This window comes from Undibacterium sp. Ji42W (assembly GCF_049340405.1).
GTDB lineage: Bacteria > Pseudomonadota > Gammaproteobacteria > Burkholderiales > Burkholderiaceae_D > Undibacterium.
This window is the reverse complement of the sequence record NZ_JBMPOV010000025.1, coordinates 1-15753: the sequence shown is the minus strand read 5'-3', so window position 1 is coordinate 15753 and position 15753 is coordinate 1. Positions and strand designations below refer to the sequence as shown.

Here is a 15753-nt window from a genome sequence, read left to right as displayed (position 1 = left end):
CCTGTTCTCGGAAGCGGGCATACCTGGTGTCATTTATGGCGCAGGGCCACGTACCGTGCTGGAGTCCCATGCCAAACGTGCAGATGAGCGTTTGAGTCTGGAAGATTTACGCAAAGCCACCAAGGTGATTGCACGTAGTCTGGCAGATTTGCTGGTGTGACGCAGGGTGGCGTTCATCGCATGCCAGTTAAACCACGGTATGCGATGAACGCCACTACGCTCCAGCCTGCGCTGGAGCGACTAATTTGAGATTGCAGTTGATCAAGCACCGAGGCTCTTGATTATTGCACTCGCTTCAAGCATTCTCAATAATGTGGCGGCCTCTCGTCCACTACCGCAGTACGCTGGCTCGCGGTCACAGCCACTTCCCGTATGCGCGCCACCATCGCTGCGCACAACGCTTCAAGTTCATCGATTTTCTTTTGCTGGCGATATACCTGGGTGTTCAGAGTATCAACCAGGTCGTCCTGACGGGTCAGGCGTATTTCCAGGTCTATGAGTCTTTCTTCTGTCGTCATGTTGCAGCTTTCTTTCAAAGTAGGCCTACAGTATGCCATACCAGTCTGGTATTCCAGTGGACTGTTATGTCCGGCTGAGAAGCTGATCGTGCAAGTGGTATGTGTCAATTGGATGCCAAATAAAAACCTGTTGACCTGCTTTGCCCCTGCTTGCATGCTATAGGCATGAAAATCGCCAAGCTACCCTCTCACCTCTTGCTGTCATGCCTGTCCGGCATACTGGTCTTATGTTCCGCTTCAGCCGTTCATGCAAAGGATGCAGGCGCGCCAGTGCTCATGGCTTATTATGCAATGGGCAAAGATGATATCAATCGTTACGACGAGGGCAAAACAGCATTCCCTGTATCGGCGATCACGCCAGAAAAAGCACGCATGCTCACCCATTTGAATTTTTCGTTTTTGACGTTAAACGAGGACGGCAAATGCGCGCTGGAAGAAGGGACCAATCTGCAGGCGGCGAGCAAGATATTTCACGAATTGCAGGGACTGAAAAAATATAATCCCGCTTTACGTTTGCAATTTTCCATCGGTGGTTGGGCTTATACCAATGATGACAGCCCAACGGCATGGCGCTATCGCATGGCTGCCACAACAGGAGAAAACCGCAAGAAGCTGGCTGAGTCCTGCGTGGCTTTCATGCTTGAATACGGTTTCGATGGCCTGGATCTGGATTGGGAATATCCACGCGCAGAAGATGCACAGAATTTTGTCGCCCTGCTCAAGGAAATGCGCCTGCAACTGAAGCGCACCAAAAAAGGCAATCAACTTTCCATCGCAGTAGCGGGCGGCGCTTTCAGTATGGCGCGTACTTACCTGCAACTGCCACAAATTGCAGCACAGGTTGATTATGTCAATCTCATGAGTTATGACTTCAACGGTGCCTGGGAAAAACAGACTAACCATAACGCCCACCTTTTTGGTGACGCGCGTGAGCATATGTATGAAAACCCCTTGCGCAAGCTGGCATTCAAACCGGCGTTGTCAGCGACCGAACTGGAAAAGCGCTTTCCTGCAACTATGGCTCTGACGGTGGATGCGACAGTACAGCAATATCTGCGAGCAGGAGTACCCGCCAGAAAATTGGTCATGGGCCTGCCATTTTATGGACGTGCTTACTTCCAGGTAGAAGCTGGTGAAAACCATGGCCTGTACCAAACCCATCTTACCCCAGTTGGTGACGTCTATGGCGGCGACCCAACACTATTGACAGGTTGTGATGCATGTACCGTCCGCAAGGACCCACGCACGCCTGGTTATGGCGAAATCAAAAAACTGCTGGCCACCAATCTGGGTTACAAATCCTATTTTAGTGACGAAGCTAAGGTGCCCTGGATTTATAATGCTGAAAAGAAAATCTTTATCAGCTATGACGATGAACAGTCCTTCGCGTACAAAGTCGCGTACCTGAAGAAATACAAACTGGCCGGTGCGATGTTCTGGCATTTGGGGCAGGATGATGAAGAGGCTGACCTCTTGCACAGTTTATACAGGAACCTGCGTGAAAAGACACCAGAAGTTGATCTTGCAGGTGGGGTGCGTTACCAGCAAAGATAATTGGCGTTCATGATAGATTCTCTATCCAGATTTTCTTTCCTGGATGATGATCTGAAATAGTATCCAACGCACTTGAAAAATTAGTATCAGCAGGACTTTTCAGTGGATAGATAAAGCGGGAAATATTCTTAGCTGACAGGCCAGCGTATTCTGCTTCTGTCAGGACATTGCTACCGCACCAGATCACCAAGGCGACCGTGGTGTTTAGCAAGATTAACTCATCAAGCCCCTCGCGTGTGAAGACAAGAAAAACCATTAATATGTAATTGAAATAAGTGGATTCACATAGTAAGCCAGCTATCTTCACAAGTGCAACAATCATGCTTCAGCAAGAATGTTCTATCCGCTGCCATCAAGGCAAAAGCGAACGTGACGCAGGTTCCAGCATGATGATCTCAGGCCAGCGTTGTAGTGACTTATACAAGTCGGCAAATGCCTGATCCCGCCATAGCGCGTCCCCTGCCAGTTTTGTCAGATAGGATTCATAAGCTGCGCGGTCAGGATAAGAAGAAAACCAGACAAACACATTCACATTCTCACGCACAGGCAAACGTTCAAAAGTATTACGGCTTTTTTCCGTAACAAAACGTGCCATGATATGTGCCCCATGGCGCTCAAAGATGGGCAGCAAGCGTTCATTGAATTTGCTGATGAAGTCTGGCGTCACTTCCTGCGTAAAATGGTAAACCGTTGCTACCACGACGCCGGTACGTGGAACAATACTGCCGGGGGCAGGGCGGGTATGGGAATCCAGCCTGAAGCCACTGCCAGCTGAGGCAGGGCGCAACAACAGCACATCATCGTTGTCATACAAAGTCGCATTGGCTTCATTGCGATATGTCTGCCAGGTCTTGCCTGAATAAAAATCCGTCAGCGACTGTCTGCGCATTTCCATATTGGGGAAGCCGCGCAACCAGGTGTAATGGTAGGGGTCATTGATATCACGGAACTGGCCCAGCACGCGTATGCCAGTTTCTTCCTGGGATTCGATGAAGCGCTTCTCGAACAGCGAGATCAGCGCATCCCGCTTGCCCGGATAAGTCACATACTGGCGCAGCTCTATGATATTGCAGCATTCATCGGCGGTAGCACTGCCAGCTACTTCAGCAGTGTTCGACGTAGTGACTGTTCCTAATAGCGCGGCACCCATCAGGGCAATGGCAGAGGTGTTCATTTGCTGTTCTCCAAGACAATTAATCGCGTAACCAGAAATAATTAACGCCATGGAGCCCAGCATAGAATGGCATTAGGACAATTCAAGTCCTAATAAGAAGCAAGACTTAAAAAATCAATCTGCAACACAATACAGACATGATTGCTTCCATTTTGCATAAGTCAGGACAGCAATCAGTTTTTCCAAGCATTGCCTTTCACCTGCTTGCAAGCCGAGAAGCAGCAGAGGCAACAGAGAACTTAAAGCCTGTTCTATTTCATCTTCAGAAAATGCCTGGTCTTCGAAGAGATTGGACATGCGGTGTAAAAAGGAATTATCTGCCCTTTTTAATAAACGTGAAATCTGCGGCAATTCATCAAACTCTATCCCACCTACGATATCCGGTGCGTCTTTTACTTTGCTACTTTTGCCAACTACGAGGTCGTAAGCCATTGCTGAGCCTTTTACTTGTCAGCTTTCTTCACAGTCATCTTTGAAAAAAGGCTTTTGCTGAAACCTGATACCCGCCAGTATCTGCATGACCCGCTCATCTGACAAATGACCTATGAATTCACCAAGTTGATTTTTAGGAATGGAAGATATCTGCGACACCACGATCACGCTTTGTTTATCCAGACCAGCTTCGCTCAATTCCAGCATGACATTACCCGGTTCGGTCACGCGCTTTAGATTGCTGGTCAGGGCACATATGACTGTGGTGGTGATGCGTGACTGATTGAAGATATCATCCTGTATCACCACATGCGGGTGCGCCAGGCCAGCGACGATACTGCGTTCTTCATCGGGGCTGGCCCAGTAAATGTCACCGCGCTTGATCTTGCTTGTCATAGACTGGCCTGCGCCGCAACGAGCGGCTTGATGAAATTATCTACAGCGGTGGTATACGCACTATCCAGCCCCAGATTTTTATTGATATCGGCATGGCTCAGGCTTTGCGGCAGCAGCGTCGCCTGCATACCCAGCGACTTGGCTTTGTCGATAAACACGCCAGCCTGGGCGCAGGGCTTGTCTGGCCTGATGCTGGAGCAGATCGCCATGAAGGGAGCCGCAGCCTGCTTCAATTGCAGGGTGGGTGAACTGGATTGCCAGTATGCGGGATCAGTGCCAAAGGCTTCATCATAGAAGCGGTAATGTTTTTGTCCCATGATCTTGTCAATGTCATAGGCTGCACTGTCGAGCGCGATCGTCGCCAGCCAGGCAGAAGCACCGGCTCTGGCAGCGATGGCGGGTGAACTGGCCAGCAGGGCAACCAGATGCGCCCCGGCGGAATGGCCCATGATGATGAAACGTTGACTTGAGCCGCCCCATTCTGCTGCCTTGCCCTGTGCTGCGGCCAGGGCTTTTGCCACATCATCGGCCTGTTCCAGTGGTTTTACGTCGGGCAGCATGCGGTAATTGGCGGAGATAAAAATATAACCTTGAGGCAGCCAGTGTCCTGCCTTGTTTTCTACCACGCCACGGGCAGTCTTGCTGCCTGTACGCCAGGCACCTCCATGTACCATGAAAATGACGGGCATGGCTTTTAGGCTAGCCGCATTCGCAGGCAGATATACATCCATGGTCTGGCGCTTGTCGTTGCCATAGGCAATATCGCGTAAAACCTTGGAACCAGCAGGCAAGCCTTGCGGAGCCAGGTCTGTTGTTTCTACATCCGTCATGTCATTTTTTTCAGCCACCTGTTCTGCCTGCTGGTCTTTTCTTTCCTGCCGTCTTTCCATGATTTTGTCGCGCAGGGTGCCAGCAGCGACAGAAGTAACAGGCAAAACAAGCAGGAAGCCCAGACAAACGGATATCGCTTGCAAAGAATAGCGGGACAAGGCGGTTATATCTGCAGGCTGGGGCATCATGAAACTCCATATCATCAGGGTGAACCAGCTTGAGCCCTTATCTTAGAAAATCTGGCTATTGTTGCACTAGTCTATTTATGCAACAACTTGTAAAGCAAAGTAACATTATCAGGAAAAGTGTGTGTTGCAGACGTGCATGCAAGACTGGGTTTATGCGACTATAGCAGGCAACCACTACAGGAGTGCTTCAGACATGATGGCGACTGTCCTGCTGTCCCCCTTCGTTTTTGTTTGCCACTGCCAGCAGGAGGCAGGGTGCTAGGCTTGCTGCGCAGTTTATGGCGGCGGCTGGGCATAGGGTCCGCTGCGGCTGATGCAGAAGCACTGCAGGCAGCCACCGTCTTCAGCGCACCTGAAGAGATCGTTGCCGAAGAAGGGGCCTGGCAACCTGGCTTTGATGTCGATTCGCGTTTCTACCCGTGGCTGCTCGGTACTTACGGCAAGCAGGTACAGCATGGCTCAGATAAGCCACTGCTGATTGCACTGGAGCGCCTGGTCAGGGCAGACTTCAGCGATGCCCGACATATTCCGCGCGTGCCCAGCGTGCTGCCGCAGTTGTTGAAAAGCCTGCGCAATGAAAATGTCTCTGGTGATGAGCTGGCCAGCCATATCGGCAGGGACGTGAGCCTGGTCGCCGAGATCATCAGTGAAGTGAACAGTTCTTATTACAGTCCGGCAGACAAGATCAGCAGTCTCGACAATGCGATACGCCTGCTCGGCATCAACGGCCTGCGCTTGTTGGTGGCGCGCACGGCGTTCCGGCCTTTGATACAACTGCAGTCTGGCCGAATCACTTGCGTGGTTGCGCCATTGATCTGGGAACAGTCAGACAAATGTGCGCAGGCTTGTCGCCTGCTGGCGCAGGAGCGCGGACTTGACGGCTTTCATGCCTACCTGGCTGGTCTCGTGCAAAACATAGGGCTGATCATTGCGTTTCGTAGCCTCGATCAGATCATGGTGGCACCAGTCATGCCGCTGGCGACGGAATTTCGCCTGCGCTTTTTACACATGGCACATATCCTGTCTTACCGCATTGCCAAAGAATGGGACTTCCCTGATGCTGTCATGCAAGCCCTGAAAGACCAGGTCAGCCATGATGGTCCATTACAGGATCTGGGCCTGGTGTTGAAGCAGGCGAGTGACCTCAGCAAAATAAGATTGCTGGTGAACGATGCTGTCATCAGTGACGACGATGAAGAACTGCACCTGGCTGCAGACGCAGAAATGCAGCGCTGTTTTGCAGCGCTGCACACACAGGAAAATGATGAGGCCTAGAAATTATTTTCCTGGCCCATTTTCAAAACAAAAATTTCCAGAAGATCGGTACTGCAGTCGAAAATCTTTGTTTTAAAAACGGGCTGTCGTCAAGAAAAAAACCGCTTGCAGACTCTGGCATCCCGCGCGTTTCTGGCGATTGCTATCGCACAAAAAACACATGTTGATCAGCCCTGGATATTTTTGCGAGCGGCTTTTTGTGCCACTTGCTGACGTTGGAATTGTTCAGCTTCATCCATCGCCAACTTCTCTTCATCAGTCATTCTTTTAGCGCTGATCAACACAGTTTGCATTGCATTTTGTGTTGCGTCATACGCCATTTTTTGCTCTTCAGTCATACGTTTTGCAGAGATCGTTACGCTGGCAACATTCATGCTTGCTTCTGCTGTACCTTGAGTAAAAGCAGCAGTGATTGCCAGTGCGCCTGTCAGCAATGCTGTAGAAAGAATCAGGCCAGATGTGAATGTGTTGTTGATCGTGTTTTTCATTTCGTTTTCCTCTTTGTGGTTGGTTGATGTGTGTACTTTAGAGCTTGCGCTGTCAATCCGCGAGGGGCATGCGACGAAATGCAGGAAACGGAGATTGAAGTGTCAAAAACACCTCTTCAACGTTTTTTCGTCGGGAATTTTAATGTGGGAAAACGGCTGGCATGGAGCCTGACAGGCTGGCTTAGGTAACCTGGACAAGTGCTGGAACTATCCTGCACGACAGGCGAAAGCGAGGAGAAAGACCAGACTGCAAGTCTGTAGGTGCAAGCAGCTACTCGCCTGACAACAAATAAGGAATGCCATATTACATCCATGTGAATTGAGAATATGACTTAACAATGACATTCACGTTTCATATAACGGACATCTGATCATGTGATTGGATTAACAAGTTTCCAGCCAGTATCATGACCTTGTTTTTAATCAACCAAGTAAATAAACATGATCACCGCTATCGTTTTTGCTCAACTACTGGCAACTATCATTATGCTGACTGCTGCCCTGACTGACTGAAAGTCTGCTGCAATCACTGTCGTCTCAGTAGTCACCTTCAGCAGTTAGTAAATAATAAAGTAATTACATCCGTCCAGGCCAGACCTGGCCACAGGCAGACAATGCCAGATAGTATTTTCAACAACCGTGCATGCGCGACCGTCTGGCGTCGCGCAAAGGCTTACCGAAAGTTGGTCAACATATAAGCAAGCATACACGGCAGGATGCCTGCCTCATAGCAGCACTACAGGCGTACAATAGCGCTTTACGCTGCTGCCCGCTTTTGTACCATGACCATCCTGCTTACCACCCTGAACGCCCGCTATACCCACGCTTCACTGGGCTTGCGCTATTTGCTTGCGAATATGGGTGAGTTGCAGCCAGTCACGCGGATTCAGGAATTTGTCACCGGTGCGCGCAGTACAGATATCGTCGAGAAAATTCTGGCGCTGCGCCAACCCGGTGAAAAATTCATCGTCGGCTTTGGTGTGTATATCTGGAACGTCGTTGAAACCACGCAGATCGTCGCTGTTCTGAAACGGGTGGCGCCGGATGTCGTGGTGATACTCGGCGGCCCCGAGGTATCACATGAAACTGGTGATCAGGAAATCATACGCCTGGCAGACTATGTGATTACCGGCTGGGGCGATGTCAGTTTCCCTGCCCTGTGCCAGCAAATCCTGCACGGCCCGCAACCATTGATGAAGGTGCATGCAGGTCTGCAACCACCTATGGCCGACATACAATTACCTTATCACTTGTATAGCGATCAGGACATCCGTCACCGCACCCTGTATGTAGAGGCTTCACGCGGCTGCCCCTTCAAATGTGAATTCTGCCTGTCGGCACTCGACAAAACGGCCTGGCCGTTTGATATAGACCAATTTTTGCAAGAGATGGAAGTGCTGTACCAGCGTGGCGCAAGGCTGTTCAAGTTTGTTGACCGCACCTTCAACCTGAATATCAAAACCAGTTTGAAGATCATGCAGTTCTTTCTCGATAAACTGGAGGCAGCTCCGCATGACCCAGTATTCGCCCATTTTGAAGTGGTGCCTGATCATTTACCTGATGCCTTGAAAGAGGGCATACAAAAATTCCCGGAAGGCAGTCTGCAATTCGAGATTGGCATACAAAGTTTTAATACCGATGTACAAGCCCTCATCAGCCGCAAGCAAAACAATGAAAAAGCTGCCGAGAACATACGCTGGCTGTGCGAACATTCACACGCGCATTTGCATGTGGATTTGATTGCTGGCTTACCGGGTGAAACGATGGAGAGTTTTGCCGCGGGCTTTAACAAGCTGGTGGCCTTGGGCCCGCATGAAATCCAGTTCGGCATATTGAAGCGCCTGCGCGGCACACCGATTATCCGTCACACAGAAGCCTACCAACTGGCGTTTGACCCGCAACCGCCTTACACCATCCTTGCCAACAAGGACATTGCCTTTGGCGATATGCAAAGGCTCATCAGGTTTGCCCGCTACTGGGACATGATTGCCAATTCAGGACGTTTCTCACACAGCCTGCCCCTGATACTGGCAGACACTGCCTTTGAAAATTTCATCGCCTTGTCAGACTGGCTGTTCGTCAATACAGATGCGACGCACCGCATCGCCCTCGACAAACTGGCAGCCCTCGTCAACAAGTGGCTGCTGGAAGTGCACGGCGCAAGCAGTGAAGCAGTGCAAGCAGCGGCATCCCATGACTACGCCGGTCTAGCCATGCACCGGCAAGGCAACAAAGCTGATCCATCAGCGCCACAAAGACAGACCAGGAAAGAAGCTGCCAGAGAAGTTGTGGCAAAGGCTTTGCCGCAAAGACAGGCGCGCCATCTGGCAGCTTGAGATATGCGAAGTTCCGATCTCAATCATCCGGCCTGGGTCGGGAGCTTACTGGCGGATTACTTGGAACTCAAACACACCTTGCACCGAATTAGAGAAGTCTTCATTGAGTGTGATAAATTGGATTGCACTCCAAAACCCGGCATCTCCAGTATGTCAGTCTGACGTCATGTTTCATCAGAGCTAGGCCCGCACAGTGCTGCCGCCAAAGACAGCATGCTGGCGAAGCAAGGGAGTAAAAAGGCTGTAAAGCATTTTTTGATCAGGTGCGCTGACTTCATCAAGCGCTTTTCTATGTTCAGGCGACAAGACGACTTCCAAGGCTGCTACGTTAGCAGATACCTGCTCCATGCGGCTTACCCCCATTAAAGTCGATGTCACGCTGCGCTGGCCCGTTATCCAGGATAAGGCGATTTGCGTGGAACTCAATCCGGTTTCGGTGGCTAGCCTCTTCAACGTGTTCACAATTTCCCAATTTTTATCGGTGAAGAGGGAATCACCGAAAGGGTTGGCACCATCCAGCCGCTTGTCCCCCTCTGCTCTCTGCTCACCTTCTTTAGCTACCTCTCGTGGCAATCCTCCGGCTCTGGGTGCAGAAGCTTCAACTACAGTACGGTCGTATTTCCCGGTCAGCAGACCAAATGCAAGCGGACTCCATGGCACTATACCCATGCCAAATTCCGCAGCCATCGGCACATACTCATCTTCGATGTCACGGTTAGCAAGCGAGTAAAAGTATTGCAGCGCAATCGGACCAGGCACACCCCGCACTTGTGCCAGCGTCGCCAGTTTAGCGATATACCAGGCTGGCGTGTTAGACAAGCCCCAATATCGAATTTTGCCTGAACGGACAAGTGCTGCCATAGTCTCAAGCAGCTCTTCTGCCGGTGTGACAGAATCCCAAACGTGTATCCAATACATATCGATGTAATCAGTGCGCAAGCGCCGCAACGATCCCTCAAGGGCAGTGTGTATGTGCTTTGCCCCATTGCCTCCAGCATGGGGCCCATGCCCATCTGCAAAACCAGACTTGGTCGCAAGCACAACACGGTCTCGTAGTGATTGCTCTTGAATAAACCTGCCCAGCATCTCTTCACTACGGCCACTTGAATAGACATCTGCAGTATCAATGAAGTTACCCCCGGCTTCTACATAAACATTGAATACGGCACGGGATGCCTCTTCACCGGAACCCCAGCGGGCAGTGCCAAAAGTCATACTCCCCAGGCAAAATGGGCTGACGACAAGGCCAGAACGCCCAAGAGTGCGGTAGTCTGTGAGTGGCATAACTTTACTTTCCGAGTGATTGATAGGAAAATCATAGCCCGGATTTCTCAAGAATGCAATTAATTTACTAGTGATCGCTACAAATATATGAAAATGATTCCCCGCAAGAAAGGCCGGCCATTATCATTTGACCGGGATATAGCATTGCAAAAAGCCATGATGCTGTTCTGGCAGCACGGTTACGAAGCAACCTCATTGAACGACTTGACCACAGCCCTGGAGGTAACTCCGTCAAGCATCTACTCTGCATTCGGCGACAAGAAGGGATTATTCTTAAATGCCATCGCCCTTTACTTATCAGGGCCAGTGACGTCCGGGACAATTATCAATGAAGCTGCCACAGCACGTGAGGCCGCACTGGGTTTACTGAACGCAGCAGCAATCGGATTCACTGGCAAGGACACCCCCGCTGGCTGCCTATTGGCAAGTTCGGCGATCAGTTGCTCGGTTGCCGCCGATGACGTCAAAGTGGAATTGGCAAAAATCCGGCATGGAATAGAAACACAACTCCGGGAGAAGATTACGGGTTCCATAAAAAGCAAGCAAATGCCTGCTGAAACAGATGCCGACGGACTGGCGGCACTCACCATGTCCATCATTCAAGGTATGTCAACACTGGCAAGAGATGGTGCTACGCGCGACAAATTACTTAAGGTAGTTGAGACTGCAATGAGAATTTGGCCGTGATACCGATTCCAGCATCTGTATGCTGATGTTGACCGAGTTAATGATAGCTGGCAGATTATTGGACTGATTTCCCTACTATTGAATGAATAGCATAATGATGCGCATACCTTACCAGGCACATAAATGCTACTGCATTTATTGAATTGCCAAACCATACATCACAGCAATGGATTAACTAATTCGAATGTGTGTTCAGGGAAAATCTCTCCAGAGAATACGCCTGTTACTGCCAGATCAAATCTTTCTTTGAATGCGTGCAGTTCATCAATGTTCAATACAGTGCCCAACTCATTGTCTATAGCAAGAATTTTGAAAACGTCATTTTCATCAAAATGAGCAGCGAATAATCTGTCTACATTTGACCGCAGCTTTACTATTTTCAATGCAAATTTTTTGTCCATTGACTCTACATTTCTCAATTTATTTGCAGCAAGGACAAGATCGCGATGCAACAGCCAGAATTCTTTTGTATTCCAAATTCCGTGTTCTGCTCATTGCTTATAAAAACGGCCTATCCAATTTGCATTACCTGGCAAGTTGCGGCAGATACTTTCAAACATTAAAACTTGCACATTCATTTCCTCAATTTGATAGGCGGGCGCTTGCATGCACTTATTTATCGCTGATCAGTATGCGGCTGATCTCGCCAGATTTCCTGCCTGCCAGTATCGCTGCATTGAGCTTACGTATCCATTCTTCATACTGCACACCAGCCGCAGCGAAATGCAATTCATCGACCAGCATGGGTTTGGGCAAGACTTTGAATGCTTGCTCCAGGACTTTGTCGCTGGTGCTCAATTCTTTGCGCAGGATGCGTATCAATAACTGTTCTACCTCGCCTGCCTGGGGACGGCGGTCACCAAAGATCATCACATCCATTCTTTTATTGATGAGTTTTTTCAGGCGTGCGCCATGTGAGCCCACGTCTTCTTCCACCTGAAACAAGACATTGCGCTGGCTGTCGAATTCATCACCATAGCTGGTACCGCGGATGACGCCAACGGTCTTGCCTTTCAGGTCCAGCATATTGTTATAAGTAAAGCCGGCATCGCTGCGCGTCACCAGCCAGACATAGTTGGCGTAAATGGCTTCAGAAAACTGATAGACCTGCAAACGTTCGCGGTTTTTTGAGAGCCCAAAAACGATGCCCTCGCCATTTTTGGCGTTCACCAGCAAGCGCGTCCAGGGATAGCGGCGAATTTCAAATTTGATTTGCTGCTGATGTTCAACATAATTCAGCAGTTGGCGAATTTCATCGCGTATCGGGACGATCTCACCGGCTTCGTTACGCAACTCACGTATGAGCAACACGAGTTTTTCCTGCTTTGCTGCTTCTGTCGCCGTACCAGGAATGGCAACAAACAGGGCAAAGGACAAGAGCAGCAAACGCACACCCAGCGGCACTGGCTGCCAGATCCAGCAGATATATTTGCCCTCTACTGCTTTTGCCAGGATGGACATGTGGTGCTTGATGTAAGTTTAGTCCAGCATCAGGCGAATTTTTCCAGCAAGGACGCCAGGCGCCGGGTACTGGCGACCGCTTCTTCCGTCGTCTCGGCCTTTTCTGCATGAGTGACCACTGCACTGGTCAGCAAAGTCACAAAAGAACGGTCCAGCGCCTTGCGGGCAGCTGACATCTGTTGCGCTACTGCCTCACAATCAGCGGGTACCGCTGCCTTGGCGATGAGTTTTTGCACACCGCGCAATTGTCCTTCCACCCTGGCCAGACGGTGCAGCAGGTCTTTTTTCTGCTGATCGTTTAAAGCCGTGCCTTGCACTATCTTTAGTGGGGGAGTATCTGCCATGAAAATGCTCCTTCGCGTTGATGCATTTGAGTTTGATGCTGAGTTTTTTGCTAAAACCTGTTGAACCATGTCACATACTACTACCTAGTATGCTACACCAGTCGCGCAGGCAAGGGGAAACAGATATGCACGCACAAACCGCGTGCCTCTGATGTCGTGGCCAGGCTGCCATCTGACAGGCTGATGTCACCGCCATGCAATTTGACTATATCGTGCACTATGCACAGCCCCAGACCGGTGCCGCCAGGATTGGCAATGGAGCTGGCAGAGGCGCGGTAAAAGGGCTCGAATACTTTTTCACGTTCGGCCTCTGTGATGCCCGGTCCGGTATCCTGGATATCAATATGCGCCTGGCCATCCTCTTGATACACACGCAATACGATGCGGCCACCTTCGGGGGTGTAGCGGATGGCATTGTCGAGCAGGTTGCTGAGCATTTCATGCAGCAACAAGGTATTGCCACGATAAGGGATGGCCAAATCTGCCTCCAGCGCCAGATCCAGTTGCTTGCGCACGGCTGGCATGGCGAGTTCCAGGCAGACCTCTTGCGCCAGCTGGTTCAGCAAGATATCGTCGAGCTCAGCCGCTGCCGCACCATGACCGGTACGTGCCAGTGTCAGCAAGCGATTTGCCAGATGCACTGTGGCATCGGTGGTCTGGGCAATGCTGGCGACGATCTGGCGCATGGCGGCTACATCGTTTTCACGCAGCGCCAGTTCGGCCTGGGTTTTCAATACCGTCAGTGGTGTACGCAACTGGTGCGAGGCATCGGCGATAAAACGTTTTTGCCCGTTGATCAGGGTCTGTAGCCTTTCCATATAAGCGTTCATGGCGTTCACCAGCGGGCGTATTTCCTTGTGCACGACATTCGGGTCAAAGCCAGATAAATCCGTTGGTTCACGCGCCTCTACATCGGCACGCAATTGCATAATGGGGGCCAGTACAAACCGCAAAGCCACCCAGACCATGAGTGCCACCGCCAGCACCAGCGCAGCCTGGCGCAACAGGGTATCGATGAGAATTTTGCGCGACAGGCCGCGCCGCGCATCCAGGGTTTCACCCACTTCTATGAGGGCAATGCCACGCATCTGGTCGTCATATACAGGCTGGTGCAGGGCGGCGATGCGCACAGGCTGATCCTGGTAATCTGCATGGAAGAAATGTACCAGGGCAGGGTAAATTTCAGAACGCGGTACATTTTTTGGCAAATCCGGCAAATCTTCATAGCCAGAAACAAACTCGCCATTGACGCCGGTGACCTTGTAATACAAACGCCCCAGGGTATCGGTTTCAAAACTGTCGAGTGCAACATAGGGTACATTCGCCACCACCTTGCCATCAACGATCTGCACCCTTTCTGCCAGTGCCCTTGCCGAAGACAGCAAGGAGCGGTCATAAGCCAGGTCAGCTGCATCAAGGGCATTGCGATAAACCGAAAAAGCATTCAAGGCCACCAGCAAGACCAGGGGTATCAATAACCAGCGCAAGAATTGGCCGCGCAAACTCCCCAGTCGGTAAGGCCGCTCCATCAGCGTGCTTCCAGCAGATAACCTATCCCGCGTAGCGTGACGATGACAACCTTGCCGGTGCTGACGGTATCGAGTTTCTTGCGCAGGCGGTGGATATAGATTTCTATGGCATCAAGATTGGCATCATCATCCAGGGCAAACACTTCATCGAACAGCTTGTCCTTGGATACTGCCTGACCAGGTCGGCTGATCAGGGTTTCCAGCACCGCATATTCACGCGGCGTCAGCGACAATGGCTGTCCGTCATAATGAAACTGCCGTATCACGGTATCAAAGCTCAGTGCACCACAAGTCAGGGTCACCGCTTCATTACCCTGGGCACGACGCAGCAAAGCTTTGACACGCGCCTCCAGTTCGGCCAGCTCAAACGGTTTGGGCAGGTAATCATCGGCACCGGAATTCAAACCCTGCACCCTGTCATTCAAGCCACCCCGAGCCGTCAAGATCAGCACAGGCGTCTTGCTACCGCGCGCGCGCATGCGCTTCAGCACATCCATGCCATCCATTTTTGGCAGGCTCAGGTCGAGAATGACCAGCGCATATTCCTGCGTATGCAAGAGCGCATCGGCATCCGCCCCATTCATGGCAGTTTCCACCGTCAAATGCGCATCACGCAAGGCCTTGGCCAGCCAATGGGACAACTCGATATGATCTTCAACTAATAGTATGCGCATACACAGCCTGTTCACTCCAGATACCCACTAGGCTACCAGCCTGATTCAAAAGCGTCACTATCTGTTGACTATTTCTGACAAGAAAAGGGCAGTCTATGTGGGAATGGGAAATCAAAATGACAATGCTGTTTGTATTGATGGGATTGTTTTTTCGGTAATTTTCTAAGGAGTGGACGTGGCGAGGTGGGTGTTGCTGTTGGATTTGACTTTGGGGTTGACTTTGGGGTTGTCGTTGTTTTTGACGTTTGCAGTTCCCATGTGTAGCCGCCGTTTGTGCGGTACAGAAAATGGAAAAAGAAATGACCGTTGTTTGAGGTGTAGCAGGGATTTCGTGCAGCATGCTGCACGCCTGCGTAACGGCATGCGCTTGCAAGCGCATGTTCCTAAAGCAAGGCCGCAGGCAAGTTTCGGGCATTTCCCATTTTTTGTACTGCGCAAACGGGAACCCCCTTTAGGGCTGATCATTACCCACATCTTTCCTGACAAATTCACATTTGACAGAAATTTCTTGTAAACAGACGATAGTGATGTTAACTTTTGATTCGTGAAAATAATTAAAATCCCTGAATGGACATTGACGAA

18 protein-coding genes and 1 pseudogene are annotated in these 15753 nt (G+C 50.5%); 5 read left to right on the top strand and 14 right to left on the bottom strand.

Translation table 11 applies throughout. From position 1 onward, the window contains the following. Window positions 1-160: pseudogene (locus tag ACO0LG_RS29225) on the top strand (peptidase M20); the annotation flags it as partial. Between the two features lie 145 nt (window positions 161-305). On the opposite strand, the gene ACO0LG_RS29220 reads toward ACO0LG_RS29225, so the two are convergent. After that, window positions 306-518, bottom strand: coding sequence for a SlyX family protein (locus ACO0LG_RS29220; RefSeq protein WP_423032081.1), 213 nt, complete (start codon window positions 516-518; stop codon window positions 306-308). A 165-nt stretch (window positions 519-683) separates the two neighbouring features. On the opposite strand from ACO0LG_RS29220, the gene ACO0LG_RS29215 reads away from it, so the two are divergent. Next, the gene (locus ACO0LG_RS29215; RefSeq protein WP_423032079.1) at window positions 684-2072 is read left to right on the top strand and encodes a glycoside hydrolase family 18 protein; all 1389 of its coding nucleotides are present in this window, start codon (window positions 684-686) and stop codon (window positions 2070-2072) included. A gap of 7 nt (window positions 2073-2079) precedes the next feature. Here ACO0LG_RS29215 and ACO0LG_RS29210 read toward each other — a convergent pair whose 3' ends face one another. From ACO0LG_RS29210 to ACO0LG_RS29190, 5 genes are all read right to left on the bottom strand, one after another. After that, window positions 2080-2394: a hypothetical protein gene (locus ACO0LG_RS29210; RefSeq protein WP_423032077.1), complete on the bottom strand. Its 315-nt coding sequence runs from the start codon at window positions 2392-2394 to the stop codon at window positions 2080-2082. A 30-nt stretch (window positions 2395-2424) separates the two neighbouring features. Beyond that, complete coding sequence (locus ACO0LG_RS29205; protein ID WP_423032075.1) at window positions 2425-3246, bottom strand: NIPSNAP family protein; 822 nt, start codon at window positions 3244-3246, stop codon at window positions 2425-2427. A 114-nt stretch (window positions 3247-3360) separates the two neighbouring features. Further along, window positions 3361-3678 (bottom strand): hypothetical protein, encoded by a 318-nt coding sequence (locus ACO0LG_RS29200; protein ID WP_423032073.1) that lies wholly within the window; start codon window positions 3676-3678, stop codon window positions 3361-3363. Between the two features lie 18 nt (window positions 3679-3696). Next, window positions 3697-4074, bottom strand: a complete 378-nt coding sequence (locus tag ACO0LG_RS29195; RefSeq protein ID WP_423032071.1) for a type II toxin-antitoxin system PemK/MazF family toxin — start codon at window positions 4072-4074, stop codon at window positions 3697-3699. Further along, a complete protein-coding gene (locus ACO0LG_RS29190; protein ID WP_423032069.1) occupies window positions 4071-5090 on the bottom strand; it encodes an alpha/beta hydrolase in 1020 nt (339 codons plus the stop codon). The genes ACO0LG_RS29195 and ACO0LG_RS29190 overlap by 4 nt, the downstream gene beginning before the upstream one ends. A gap of 258 nt (window positions 5091-5348) precedes the next feature. On the opposite strand from ACO0LG_RS29190, the gene ACO0LG_RS29185 reads away from it, so the two are divergent. Further along, a complete protein-coding gene (locus ACO0LG_RS29185) occupies window positions 5349-6368 on the top strand; it encodes an HDOD domain-containing protein (RefSeq protein WP_423032067.1) in 1020 nt (339 codons plus the stop codon). A 167-nt stretch (window positions 6369-6535) separates the two neighbouring features. Here ACO0LG_RS29185 and ACO0LG_RS29180 read toward each other — a convergent pair whose 3' ends face one another. Continuing rightward, complete coding sequence (locus tag ACO0LG_RS29180) at window positions 6536-6856, bottom strand: hypothetical protein (protein ID WP_423032065.1); 321 nt, start codon at window positions 6854-6856, stop codon at window positions 6536-6538. Window positions 6857-7638: 782 nt separating this feature from the next. On the opposite strand from ACO0LG_RS29180, the gene ACO0LG_RS29175 reads away from it, so the two are divergent. Beyond that, the gene (locus tag ACO0LG_RS29175) at window positions 7639-9192 is read left to right on the top strand and encodes a DUF4080 domain-containing protein (RefSeq protein ID WP_423032063.1); all 1554 of its coding nucleotides are present in this window, start codon (window positions 7639-7641) and stop codon (window positions 9190-9192) included. Between the two features lie 180 nt (window positions 9193-9372). Here the strand turns inward: ACO0LG_RS29175 and ACO0LG_RS29170 are convergent, their stop codons facing one another. Next, window positions 9373-10476, bottom strand: a complete 1104-nt coding sequence (locus ACO0LG_RS29170; protein WP_423032061.1) for an aldo/keto reductase — start codon at window positions 10474-10476, stop codon at window positions 9373-9375. Window positions 10477-10563: 87 nt separating this feature from the next. On the opposite strand from ACO0LG_RS29170, the gene ACO0LG_RS29165 reads away from it, so the two are divergent. Continuing rightward, a complete protein-coding gene (locus ACO0LG_RS29165; protein ID WP_423032059.1) occupies window positions 10564-11163 on the top strand; it encodes a TetR/AcrR family transcriptional regulator in 600 nt (199 codons plus the stop codon). Between the two features lie 158 nt (window positions 11164-11321). Here the strand turns inward: ACO0LG_RS29165 and ACO0LG_RS29160 are convergent, their stop codons facing one another. The 6 genes from ACO0LG_RS29160 to ACO0LG_RS29135 form a co-directional block, all read right to left on the bottom strand. Beyond that, a complete protein-coding gene (locus ACO0LG_RS29160; protein ID WP_423032057.1) occupies window positions 11322-11564 on the bottom strand; it encodes a hypothetical protein in 243 nt (80 codons plus the stop codon). Window positions 11565-11775: 211 nt separating this feature from the next. Further along, the gene (locus ACO0LG_RS29155) at window positions 11776-12624 is read right to left on the bottom strand and encodes a substrate-binding periplasmic protein (protein WP_423032055.1); all 849 of its coding nucleotides are present in this window, start codon (window positions 12622-12624) and stop codon (window positions 11776-11778) included. A 29-nt stretch (window positions 12625-12653) separates the two neighbouring features. Further along, a complete protein-coding gene (locus ACO0LG_RS29150; RefSeq protein ID WP_162044126.1) occupies window positions 12654-12968 on the bottom strand; it encodes a metal-sensitive transcriptional regulator in 315 nt (104 codons plus the stop codon). Window positions 12969-13060: 92 nt separating this feature from the next. Further along, window positions 13061-14497, bottom strand: coding sequence for a sensor histidine kinase (locus ACO0LG_RS29145; protein WP_423032053.1), 1437 nt, complete (start codon window positions 14495-14497; stop codon window positions 13061-13063). Further along, window positions 14497-15171 carry a response regulator gene (locus ACO0LG_RS29140; RefSeq protein WP_423032051.1) on the bottom strand — a complete coding sequence of 225 codons (675 nt, stop codon included), beginning with the start codon at window positions 15169-15171 and terminating at the stop codon, window positions 14497-14499. The genes ACO0LG_RS29145 and ACO0LG_RS29140 overlap by 1 nt, the downstream gene beginning before the upstream one ends. A gap of 162 nt (window positions 15172-15333) precedes the next feature. Beyond that, the coding region (locus ACO0LG_RS29135) for a hypothetical protein (RefSeq protein ID WP_423032049.1) at window positions 15334-15753 on the bottom strand (420 nt) is incomplete at its 5' end.